Source organism: Desulfurellaceae bacterium, assembly GCA_021296095.1.
Lineage (GTDB): Bacteria > Desulfobacterota > Binatia > Bin18 > Bin18 > JAAXHF01.
Map to the genome: position 1 here is coordinate 1 of JAGWBB010000088.1, position 10,814 is coordinate 10,814.

Consider the following 10,814-nt stretch of genomic DNA (forward strand, 5'->3'; position numbering starts at 1 on the left):
AAGGAGGGTGGACATGCAGCAACAGCGATTGAGCCGGTTTGTGGCAGCGTTTCTGGTGTTTGGATTCCTGTTCGGGGTCGTCCCCCGGGCCGATGCGCAGGGCTTGGTCGAGATGCAGCAGGAGCCCGGCCAGTGGGTCTTGCCCGGCAAGGATTATGCGATGACCCGTCACAGCCCGCTGAACCAGATCACCAAGGACAACGTCAAGGATCTGGAGGCGGCCTGGACCTTCTCGACCGGTGTCTTGCGCGGCCATGAGGGCGCTCCGCTGGTCGTCGACAACATTATGTATGTGGTCACGCCCTTCCCCAACATCGTGTACGCCCTGGATCTGACCCGACCGGGGCCGGCGATCAAGTGGAAATACGCGCCCGAGCAGGACGAGGCGGCCATCCCGGTTGCCTGCTGCGATACGGTCAACCGTGGGGCGGCCTACGCCGAGGGCAAGATCTTCTTCAATCAGCTCGATGCCCATACGGTTGCCCTGGACGCCGAGACCGGCAAAGAGCTGTGGAAGGTCAAACAGGGCGATATCGGCCAGGGCCAGACGATCACGATGGTGCCCCTGGTGGTTCGGGACAAGGTCTTGACCGGCATCAGCGGCGGCGAGTTTGGCGTGCGCGGCTTTGTGACCGCCAATAATATCAACACCGGCGAGCAGGTGTGGCGGGCCTACAGCACCGGGCCGGATTCGGAGGTGTTGATCGGGGAAGACTTTTCGTCGCCCTACGCCTCGCATCAGGGCAAAGACCTGGGTCTGTCAACCTGGAAGGGCGAGGAGTGGAAGCGCGGCGGCGGCACGACCTGGGGCTGGTACAGCTACGACCCGGAGCTGGACCTGTTCTACTACGGAACCGGCAACCCCGGAGCCTGGAATCCCGATCAGCGGCCGGGCGCGAACAAGTGGTCGATGACGCTGTTTGCCCGCAATCCCGACACCGGCATGGCCAAGTGGGCGTATCAGATGACCCCCCACGACGCCTGGGACTATGACGGCATCAATGAGAACATTCTGATTGACCTGCCGGGCGCGAACGGCAACGGCGCTCGGAAGGTCCTGATCCACTTTGATCGTAACGGTTTTGCCTACGTGCTTGATCGCACCAACGGCACCCTGATCAGCGCCAAGCCGTTCGGGCATGTGAACTGGGCCACGGGCGTTGATCTGGAGACCGGGCTGCCGATTGAAAACCCGGAGAAGCGCACCAGGCAGGGCGAGAATGTGACCGACATCTGCCCGGCGGCCATGGGCACCAAGGACCAGCAGCCGGCCGCCTACTCGCCCAAGACGGGCCTGCTATACGTGCCGACGAACAACTTGTGTATGGAGTACGAGGGCATGCAGGTCAACTACATGGCCGGCGTGCCGTATGTCGGGGCGATTGTGAATATGTCGCCCGGACCGGGCGGACACCGGGGCGAGTTCATCGCCTGGGATCCGGTGGCGGGCGAGAAGAAGTGGGGCATCAAGGAAAAGTGGTCGGCCTGGGGCGGCGCGCTGTCCACCGCCGGTGACGTGGTGTTCTACGGCACCATGGACGGCTGGTTCAAGGCGGTTGACGCCATGAGCGGGGAAGAGCTGTGGAAGTTCAAGACCGGCTCGGGCATTATTGGCGCGCCCATGACCTATCTTGGGCCGGACGGCAAACAGTATGTGGCTATTCTGTCGGGCATCGGCGGCTGGTCGGGCCTGGTGGTGGCGGGCGATCTGGCCACCGACGATCCGACCGCAGCGCTGGGCGCGGTCGGCGCCTTTGGCGAGCTGGGCCAGGACACCAACAAGGGCGGCATGCTGTACGTGTTCGGGCTTGATTCCTAGCCAGGCCCACTCTCCGGTATCCTCCCTCTCTCCCTGTGGGGAGAGGGGGAATCCGTCGCAAGGTCGCAAGTTGCCTGCCTCTCTCCTGTCCCATGTTGTTGCGAGACTCTTCCGTCGCTGACGCCTCCTGCCGTTTTTTATCCGCCGGGCTGGCCGTGCTGGGCTGCGTCGTATTACTCGCCGCGCCGAGTCGCGCTGCGGACTCCCCGGGCAGTCCGCCCGGTTTGCGCGTGTGCGCCGATCCTAACAACCTGCCCTTCTCGAACCGGCAGCAGCAGGGCTTTGAGAACAAAATTGCCGAGTTGCTGGCCAAGGAGCGGGGTGGCGGGGTAGCCTACACCTGGTGGCCGCAGCGGCGCGGCTTCCTGCGCGGTACGCTGAACGCCGGCCGGTGTGAGGTGGTGATGGGCGTACCGTCTGGCTACGAGCTGGTGCTGACAACCCGGCCCTACTACGGGTCAACCTACGCCTTTGTGTATCCGTCCGCCGCCGCCTATCGGCTGACCTCTCTGGACGATGCGGTGTTGGCCAGCCTGCGCATCGGCGTGCATCTGATTGGCGACGATTACACCAACAGTCCGCCCGCCCATGCGCTCAGCCAGCGCGGCTTGGTCAAGAATGTGGTCGGCTACAGTGTGTTCGGTAATTACGCCGAGGACAGTCCGCCGGGCAAAATTGTGGAGGCGGTGGCTGCGGGTGAGATCGATACGGCCCTGGTCTGGGGACCGATTGCGGGCTATTTCGCCCAGCGTCACACGCCGCCCTTGCAGGTGACCCCGTTGCCTGCGGACGCGGGCTCGGACCGGCTGCCGTTTCGGTATGACATCGCCATGGGCGTGCGTCGGGGCAACCAGACCCTCAAAGCCGAGTTGGATGCCCTGCTGGTGCAGCATGCCCGGCCGATCCGGGCTATTCTGCAAGACTACGGGGTGCCCCTGGTCGGAGGTGAGACCGAGCAGCCGTCGGCCCGCGCGCCCAGCTCGGACGCGCTCCTGCAAACCGTTCAGGCTGAGATGCCCCCGGTCCAGGAAGCGGGACAGCAGCTTGTCGCAACCTCCAACGGCGACCTGCAAAACGCGGACGAGAATCCGTTTACCGGCGATCCGACGGCCATTGCCGAGGGCGAAGAGTACTACAAGATGCTGAACTGCTACGGCTGTCACGGTATGCGGGGTGGGGGAGGCATGGGGCCGAGCATCAACGATGCCAAGTGGAGCGTTGGCCAGGGCACGGACGCCGATGTCATGCAACAGATCATGGAAGGCCGGGGCAAGATGCCGTCTTACAAGGATTCGATTGATCCCGACCAGGCCTGGAAGATCATCGCCTATGTGCGGTCCTTGTACAAAGGCAGCCCGGACAAAGTGACCTGGTGACGTATGTGAAACTTCTTGACGTGGTGGCCCTCACGGCTGACCTGCCCGAGTACAATCTGTGGCGTGGGCAAGTGGGGACAATCGTTGCCGTTTTGGCCGACGGCGCCGCGTTTGAAGTAGAATTCTGCGACCGGGAAGGGCGGACCTACGAGTCAGTCGGCCTCCGTCCCGATCAGCTCATGGTGTTGCACTACGAGCCTCTGACCTCTCCACCACCATCGCCACCAGAACCGGCCTAATGTCCCAATCATTTTCAAACGCCGGATCGTGCTCAATCGGCGGCGCGGACCGATTCTTTGCCTCGGCTTGCGCCGGCCCGACGAAATAGGATACACCGCGTTCAGCACTCAGACTTAGACAGGAGGTCACCATGAAGCTCGTCAATTCGCTCGGTCCCAACCCCCGCTGTGTCCGTATGTTCATGGCCGAAAAAGGCATCAGCCTGGAGACTGTTGAACTCGATATCCTGGGTGGCGATAACCGCAAGTCGCCCTATACCGACAAGAATCCCGGCGGCCAGATGCCGTCTCTGGAGCTGGACGACGGCAGCTACCTGGCCGAGACGGTCGCCATCTGTGAATATCTGGAAGACCTGCATCCGAGCCCGGCCCTGATCGGCAGCACGCCCGAAGAGAAGGCCCAGACCCGAATGTGGCAACGCCGCGTCGAGATGAACATCACCGAACACCTGTATAACGGCTTTCGCTACGCCGAGGGCCTGGAGATGTTCAAGACTCGCCTGCACTGTCTACCCGAGGCTGCGGCTGGCCTCAAGGAGATCGTCCAGGAAAGACTCGCCTGGCTCGACGGCTTGATAGAAGGCAAGTCTTTCATCGTGGGTGAGCGTTTTACTGTGGCTGATATTGTCTTATACAGCGCACTCGATTTCGGCGCCGGGGTCGGCCAGACGATCAATCCCCAGCTCACACACATGACGGCCTGGTTCGAGCGGGTCAGTGCCCGGCCGAGTGCAGACGCGAGCCTGCATGAAAAAGCCAAAGGTCAGATGCGGGGAGCCTGAATTGCTCACAGGCGGTCAGTCATGAAGCGATACGCTTTCGTTCTCGCCGTTGTCCTGACCTCCGTGTTCGGGCTGGGTGCGGTTGACGCTTATGCCGATCCGGCCCGGCGGTGGTCCGGGCCGGGCTGGCCTGACGCCTATGGTCCGCGACATAGGGGGCCACGGTTCGGCAACTTTGCCACGCGTATTGCGGGTACCTACCTGATTCGTGACGGCGATGCCGAGACAGTCTCCCTGCGCTTGATCTCGCTGACCGCAGACGGGAACTGGTCCGGCACCCATTCCCACCAACAGGCTCCGGGCTTAAGCTTCAGCGACCAGCACGGAGTGTGGAAGCGCTCCGGGCGCCGGGAGATTACGGCCAGCGTCCTCGATTTTGGCATTGATGAGGCCACCGGCAGGGCCACCGAGGTGGTACGCGCTCGCTATGTCATGACCTTCAGCCGAGACCTGCAAGAGGTCAGCGGCGAATATGCCGGAGAAGCCTTCGCCCTGGACCAGGATCCGTTCGATCCCGACGCGGTTCCCATCAGCGGTTTTGACAACACCTTCACCGGCCACCGCCTGACCGTAGACCTGGACTGAGACGCGGTTGAGCAGTCGAGAACAACTGCGCTCATCGTTGCCCTTCATTCGACTCGGCCGGATAATAGCGCAGTACCCGATGGACGACCTCTGAGGGCTCGAGGGCGCCGGTCTGCGCGTCGCCGACCCAGTCCGCAATCACTTTCTTGGTCCAGTTGCCCCGCTCGTCAAATTCGTAGCGATAGACCTGCCGGCCGGCCAGGCTGCCGTCGGGATGATAATCCAGCCACTCGATCCGATTCCGCTTGTCATCATAGCGATACACCCACCGAGACATGAGTGCGTCTTGACGGTCATACACCTCGATGGTGGTCAGATTCCCCCGGGCGTCATAGGCGTACACGTTGCGTGATACGGGCTTGCGTTCGTCGTCAACCCACCTGCGCTCGACCATCCGTCCGACAGCGTCGTAGCGATACACGACATGGCCGAAAAAAGTCTCGTCCTTGTCCTGGCTGATCGATTCGACCGGCTTGGACAGCGTCCCGTTATAGCTGAAGAGTTCCTTGGACAGGATCGTTCCGTCGGCCTCGTAGCGGGCGGCTGTGGTCATGGCGCCGTGCTCGTCATAGGTCCAGACCATACGGTGCCACAGGGAACCGTCCGGGGCGTAGACGATTTCCTGGCTGGGCCGGCCGCCCTGACTGTAGCTGCGCACCTTGCGCTGAAAGTGGGTGCCGTCGGGGTTGTACAGGACTTGCTCGACCAGGCGCCCGCTCCGGTCATAGGTGTCGATTTGCCGCTGGCCCCGGACGCTCTCGACCCACTCTTCAGCCTGGCGGACGTACTGGGCGGTTTCGCTGCTGACGCTGTGGACCGCGCCGTACAGGTTTGCCCGCTCCCGGGTGTGTTCGGGGCCACCCTCCGGCGAGAGGCCGGTCAGGGCCAGAAACAGCACCGGGAGGAGCAGGCTGCTTGCTGTGATCATGATCCGTGTCTACCGCCTTTCCTGCTGAGCGTGCCGTTGTCATAGCACAAAGAAACATTTTTCTCTGCTTGACTGGGTTTGGCTTTGGGCAGGATAATCGCTCACCAGGAGGACAAGCCTATGCGGGAGAATACGCTCAAGAAAACCCTCAAAGCCGGAGACGTGGCCTTGGGGACTTTGCTGTGGGAAGTCCGCGGGCGGGGGGTGCTGCATACCCTGGCGCGGGCGGGCATGGATTTCGTCATGATCTGCAGCGAACACTCGGCCTATAACCTGGAGACGGTCGTCGAGCTGGTGCATCACGCCCACGCCGCCGGGCTCAGCCCGGTTGTGCGTATTCCGGACCTGGAATATGAGCACGTCACCCGACTGCTGGACTCGGGCTGTCAGAGCCTGATTGTGCCCCATGTCAAAACCGGAGACGAGGTTCGCCGTTTTATCGAACTGGCCAAGTACCACCCCCAGGGAAAACGCGGGGTGGCGATTTACCTGGGCGCCAACACGGATTACGAGGATGTCGATGCGGTCCAGGCCATGGCCCACGCCAACGCCAATACCCTGCTGGGTGTCATTATCGAGACCGCGCAGGCGGTCGAAAACCTGGACGATATTTTGCAGCCCGGCCTTGATCTGGCGCTGGTCGGCACTCAGGATCTGGCCCACAGCCTGGGGTTTCCGGGCGAGTTTGATCGGCCGGAGCTGCGCGATATTCTCGGCCGCGTGCGGGCGCTGTGCAAGGAGCGCGGGATCGCCACGGCTGGGGCGCTGACCAGACCGGACAGCGTCCAGGCCGTGGTGAACAGCGGCGCCCAGTATCTGCTGTACGGCACCGACCTGGTCCTGCTCAGGCAGGCCACGCTCCAGGCTGCCGAAGCCCTGGCCCCGTTTCGGAAAAGCTGACGCCGCCGCGTTCGGCTCTTTACCGTACGCCCCCGGATGCGCTAAGACAAACGGATGAACCGGAGAGCAGATCAGCCCAGTATTTTTTGGAGGAGGTCGTCATGAAGTTTGGTATTTTCTACGAGCTGTCCGTGCCGCGTCCCTGGGATGGGGAATCCGAGCGGGCCGTGTATATGAACGCCCTGGAACAGGTCCGGCTGGCCGATGAGGTCGGCTTTGATCAGGTCTGGGCGGTCGAGCATCATTTTCTGGAAGAGTACTCGCACTGCTCGGCGCCCGAGCTGTTCCTGACCGCGTGCGCGATGCAGACCAAGCAGATCAATGTCGGCCACGGCATTGTCATCTGTGTGCCGGAGTTTAATCAGCCGATTCGGATTGCCGAGCGCGCGGCCGTCCTGGACATTCTGTCCGGCGGGCGTTTGCAGTTTGGGACGGGCCGCTCGGCAACCTGGACCGAGCTGGGCGGGTTCGGGGCCAACCCGGACGAGACCAAGAAGAGCTGGGATGAGTTTGTGCACTGTATTCCCAAAATGTGGATGCAGGAGCGCTTCAGCTATGAGGGCAAATACTTCTCCATGCCGTCCCGGGCCGTACTGCCCAAACCCTATCAGAAGCCCCATCCGCCGATGTGGGTGGCGGTCACCAGCCCCGGCACCGAGTTGGACGCCGCCGACCGCGGCATCGGCAGCCTGGGGGTGACGTTTACCTCTTTTGCCGAGCAAGAGGCCAAGGTCAAAGAGTACCGGCGGCGGATCCAGAACTGTAACCCGGTCGGCGGCTTTGTGAACAACCAGGTCAATACGGTCAACTTCCTGTACTGCCACGAGGACAACGAGGCCGGGGCCAAGACCGGGATGCGGATGATTCAGCATTTCAACTATCTGGCCGCCCAGCTCGATATGGCCAAGGAAGCCTATCCGGCCAAGTCGTATCCGTCGGCGGGCCTGCTGCCGTCCCTGCGCCGCCAGGCTTCGAGTCCGGGCGAGCAGAACGCCGCGCCTGAGGGGATTGCGGTCGGCAACCCGGCCCACCTGATTCAAGAGCTGAAGAAGTGGGAAGCCTGCGGGGTGGACCGGGTCGGCTTCATGCTCAACGCGGCCGAGATCATTCCTCAGCAGCAGGTGCTCGACAGCCTGCGGCTGTTTGCCAAAGAGGTCATGCCGGCCTTTGCCGACTCGCAGGCCACCGCGGCCAGTGGAGGAGCGAGCTGATGCCGGTGTTTGGAAAACAGGACGTGCAGGCCGCTGCGGCCCGCGCGCCGCTCATGAGCGGTCTCGATACCGATCCGTGGGAACTCAAGGGGGCGGAGATTCTGCAGCTGAGCTTTGAGGTGGTCGAAGAGCCGGCCGAATGGCTGGCTGCGCCGGCCCTGCATCCGAGCATCCCGCCCTACGCCACGCTGTCGGTGGCCCGCTTTCCCGACAGTCCGGTCGGGCCGTATGCGCTGGCCCAGGTCCGGCTGGTCGTCCGCGCCGGGATTCGGCCTCGGGCCTATATGATCGGTGCCTACACCGATTCCGAGCAGGCTGCAGCCGCGCTCCGGATGCGCTGGGGATTCCCGCTGGAGTTGGCTACGGTCAGCCTCCAGGCGCGTCACGACCGGGTGATCGGCAGGGTTGAGCGGGACGGCCAGACGATTCTGGACATGGAGGCCGAGAATCCGGAGCATATCTCCGGGTCGGACGTCACGTATATCGACAGCCTCCACCTGGTGCGGGTCAACGAGGGAGGCGAGGAAAAGCCGCTGATCGTTCAGATCGATCCGGAGTATGTCTTTCACGCGGCTCAGCGCGGGATTCCGCACCTCAAGACGCTGGACGCGGAGGCGTGGGGCGCGGGCGATCGTCTGCGGTGTACCAGTCCGATGACCGCCACGTTCACGCGGTGTGATACGGATCTGCCCCGGCTGCGGTTTGCCCTGGATCCCAGCCTGCCGGCCCTGCAGGGCAGCCGCAAACTCCTCGCCTAGACGGACGACTCGGCGGTTCTGCCCCGACTGATCGAAGACCACCGGCCGGGCTCATGGCCCGGCCGGTGCGTGCGGTGCCCGGCCCGTCTGATGTCGGGCAGCGAGAGACAAAGGAGAGACGCATGAAGAGCGTGATATGGAAAAGTGTGGTCATCGGTCTGCTGCTCAGCCTGCCGGTGTCGGCCGACCAGCACGAACAGGCCGACCCGGTCCAGGCGGCGCTGCAGGCGCTGGCCGAGGGCGAGCATCGCTCGGCCGAGCATAAAGCTCGTAACCAATACCGGCATCCGGTCGAGACGCTGACTTGGCTCGGCCTGCGGCCGGATATGACGGTGGTGGAGATTTGGCCCGGTTCGGCCGGCTGGTATCTGGAAATTCTGGCGCCGTTCCTTAAAGACCAGGGCGCCTACTATGCGGCCGGACCCGATGCGGACTCGTCGGTGGATTATATCCAGCGCTCGGTCAAGGCGCTCGGCGCCAAGCTGGCGGCCAACGCCGAGCTGTACGGCGGGGTGACGACGACCGAACTCGCCCCGTCGGCCGACAAGACGATGATCGCTCCCGAGGGCTCGGCCGATATGGTGCTGACCTTCCGCAACGTGCATAACTGGATGAGCGGCGGCTATGCCGCAGACGTGTTTGCCGCCATGTATACGGCGCTCAAGCCGGGTGGGATTCTGGGGTTGGTCGAGCATCGGGGCAATCCCGAGGTCGCCCAGGACCCCAAAGCCGCCTCGGGCTATGTGAACGAAGACTATACGATTGAGTTGGCCCAGGCCGCGGGCTTTCAGCTGCTTGAGCGCTCGGACGTGAACGCCAACCCAAAAGATACCAAAGACTACGAGGGCGGGGTGTGGACGCTACCGCCCGTCTTGCGGCTGAAGGACGTGGACCGCGACACCTACCTCGCCATCGGCGAGAGTGATCGCATGACGCTGAAGTTCGTGAAGCCGCAGGCGGACTGAAGCGACCCCTCAGCCCTCGGCCGCGTGTCCCTGCGGAGTCTCTCTTGACCGGTAGCGTGCGCCCTCGTCGCCTGTGGCGCGGCTTGTGTATTGCGGCTGCCGCCGGCGTGGCGGGCTGTCTGTTCGTCGCGCTGGCGCTCGCCTGGTGGCTGTCCTACCACTACCAGCCATTGCTGACCCAGCGCCTGAGCGCTCTGCTCGGGGCTGAGGTGCGGGTAGCCGGGAGCGCGCTATCGTTTCGTCGCGGCCTGGGCATCGGACTTGAGCAGCCGGTCATCCAAAACCGCTCGGAGGCTGCGCCGTTCTTTACTGCTGAGCGCGTTGACGTCCTCCTTGACCTGAGGGCTCTGCTGCGCGGCCAACTCTTGTTTCACTATATCCACTGCCTGCGCCCCCGTATCCGTCTGGTAGCCGGGGATGAAACGGAGTCTGTTCCGCTCCTGGCGGCTGGGGCTCTACTGGGACACACGTCCGGCGCCCGGGCCGAGCATGGCCGGTTGTCGCCGCAGCTCGCCGTGCGCCACCTGGTATTGCACGACAGCCAGCTCCGATATGACAGCCCGGCTCAAGACGCCGACCTGGTGGTGATGGGGGCCGATCTAGACCTCAGCTATGGCGACGCTGGGGACCTTGCTGCGCGTCTTCAGTTTGGCCTTGGAGCTAACGAGGAGATGGGCCAGGTCAGCCTCCAGGCTCGGCTGGCGGGCTGGCGGTCGGACGCCAGCCTGGAGCAACTGGAGTGGAACGGAACAGTCCGGCTACGCAATCTCCGCCTCAATCAGACTGGTCGCTGGCTGGGCCGGCAGTGGCCTCAGGCCACGCTCGATTTTAACGGTCGCTTGACGGGCCGGGGAACCCGCCGGTTCGAGCTGGCCGGGGAGGCCGAGGTCAACGATATGCCGCTTGGGACGGGCCGGCTGGGCTCCGGGAAAGCGACGCTGACCAGACTGGTATGGCAGGCGCCGGACCGTGTAAGCGGGCGGGCCGAGCTGTTGGGCGGGCGGGCCGAAATCGGTCCCTTGCCGCTGCCGGTAGTGATTCACTCCGGCTCGCTGGACCTGGATCAGGGCCAGCTGGCGCTCAGCGAGGTGCGCGCCAGCGTCGGCAGCTCCTCCATCGGTCTGCGCGGCCGGATTGCTCAGGCCCTGTCTGTTCAGCCTCGGGCCGACCTGTGGCTGGACGCCGAGATTGACCTCGCGGACGGGCTCACGCCGTTGCTGGCCCTGGGGACCGGACTCGAACCTGCGCAGG

At 63.7% G+C, this 10,814-nt stretch carries 11 protein-coding genes; 10 read left to right on the forward strand and 1 reads right to left on the reverse strand.

The window, feature by feature from the left end; all coding sequences use genetic code 11:
* Window positions 1-13: 13 nt before the first annotated feature.
* The 5 genes from J4F42_17845 to J4F42_17865 all read left to right on the forward strand — a co-directional run bounded on the left by J4F42_17845 (window position 14) and on the right by J4F42_17865 (window position 4,801).
* Complete coding sequence (locus J4F42_17845; protein ID MCE2487381.1) at window positions 14-1,819, forward strand: methanol/ethanol family PQQ-dependent dehydrogenase; 1,806 nt, start codon at window positions 14-16, stop codon at window positions 1,817-1,819.
* Between the two features lie 155 nt (window positions 1,820-1,974).
* Window positions 1,975-3,195 carry a quinoprotein dehydrogenase-associated putative ABC transporter substrate-binding protein gene (locus J4F42_17850; GenBank protein ID MCE2487382.1) on the forward strand — a complete coding sequence of 407 codons (1,221 nt, stop codon included), beginning with the start codon at window positions 1,975-1,977 and terminating at the stop codon, window positions 3,193-3,195.
* Between the two features lie 5 nt (window positions 3,196-3,200).
* Window positions 3,201-3,434 carry a DUF4926 domain-containing protein gene (locus tag J4F42_17855; GenBank protein ID MCE2487383.1) on the forward strand — a complete coding sequence of 78 codons (234 nt, stop codon included), beginning with the start codon at window positions 3,201-3,203 and terminating at the stop codon, window positions 3,432-3,434.
* Between the two features lie 131 nt (window positions 3,435-3,565).
* Window positions 3,566-4,216 (forward strand): glutathione S-transferase family protein, encoded by a 651-nt coding sequence (locus J4F42_17860; GenBank protein MCE2487384.1) that lies wholly within the window; start codon window positions 3,566-3,568, stop codon window positions 4,214-4,216.
* Between the two features lie 21 nt (window positions 4,217-4,237).
* On the forward strand, window positions 4,238-4,801 hold the full coding sequence (locus tag J4F42_17865) for a hypothetical protein (protein ID MCE2487385.1): 564 nt from the start codon (window positions 4,238-4,240) through the stop codon (window positions 4,799-4,801).
* 31 nt (window positions 4,802-4,832) lie between these two features.
* On the opposite strand, the gene J4F42_17870 is transcribed toward J4F42_17865, so the two are convergent.
* On the reverse strand, window positions 4,833-5,729 hold the full coding sequence (locus J4F42_17870; protein MCE2487386.1) for a hypothetical protein: 897 nt from the start codon (window positions 5,727-5,729) through the stop codon (window positions 4,833-4,835).
* Window positions 5,730-5,849: 120 nt separating this feature from the next.
* On the opposite strand from J4F42_17870, the gene J4F42_17875 reads away from it, so the two are divergent.
* From J4F42_17875 to J4F42_17895, 5 genes are all read left to right on the forward strand, one after another.
* The gene (locus J4F42_17875) at window positions 5,850-6,629 is read left to right on the forward strand and encodes a hypothetical protein (protein MCE2487387.1); all 780 of its coding nucleotides are present in this window, start codon (window positions 5,850-5,852) and stop codon (window positions 6,627-6,629) included.
* A 101-nt stretch (window positions 6,630-6,730) separates the two neighbouring features.
* Entirely contained in the window at window positions 6,731-7,840 is a 1,110-nt protein-coding gene (locus tag J4F42_17880; GenBank protein MCE2487388.1) for an LLM class flavin-dependent oxidoreductase, read from the forward strand.
* A complete protein-coding gene (locus tag J4F42_17885) occupies window positions 7,840-8,598 on the forward strand; it encodes an acetoacetate decarboxylase family protein (protein MCE2487389.1) in 759 nt (252 codons plus the stop codon). Before J4F42_17880 ends, J4F42_17885 begins: the two co-directional genes overlap by 1 nt.
* Window positions 8,599-8,720: 122 nt before the next feature.
* Window positions 8,721-9,563 (forward strand): class I SAM-dependent methyltransferase, encoded by an 843-nt coding sequence (locus J4F42_17890; protein MCE2487390.1) that lies wholly within the window; start codon window positions 8,721-8,723, stop codon window positions 9,561-9,563.
* A gap of 44 nt (window positions 9,564-9,607) precedes the next feature.
* Window positions 9,608-10,814 (forward strand): hypothetical protein (locus J4F42_17895; protein MCE2487391.1); only part of this gene is annotated, 1,207 nt, incomplete at its 3' end.

Bases quoted from the DNA above. Each gene is read 5' to 3' on its own strand.
- J4F42_17845 (MCE2487381.1), top strand. From the start codon at position 14: ATGCAGCAACAGCGATTGAGCCGGTTTGTGGCAGCGTTTCTGGTGTTT.
- J4F42_17860 (MCE2487384.1), top strand. From the start codon at position 3,566: ATGAAGCTCGTCAATTCGCTCGGTCCCAACCCCCGCTGTGTCCGTATG.
- J4F42_17865 (MCE2487385.1), top strand. From the start codon at position 4,238: ATGAAGCGATACGCTTTCGTTCTCGCCGTTGTCCTGACCTCCGTGTTC.
- J4F42_17870 (MCE2487386.1), bottom strand. From the start codon at position 5,729: ATGATCACAGCAAGCAGCCTGCTCCTCCCGGTGCTGTTTCTGGCCCTG.
- J4F42_17875 (MCE2487387.1), top strand. From the start codon at position 5,850: ATGCGGGAGAATACGCTCAAGAAAACCCTCAAAGCCGGAGACGTGGCC.
- J4F42_17880 (MCE2487388.1), top strand. From the start codon at position 6,731: ATGAAGTTTGGTATTTTCTACGAGCTGTCCGTGCCGCGTCCCTGGGAT.
- J4F42_17885 (MCE2487389.1), top strand. From the start codon at position 7,840: ATGCCGGTGTTTGGAAAACAGGACGTGCAGGCCGCTGCGGCCCGCGCG.
- J4F42_17890 (MCE2487390.1), top strand. From the start codon at position 8,721: ATGAAGAGCGTGATATGGAAAAGTGTGGTCATCGGTCTGCTGCTCAGC.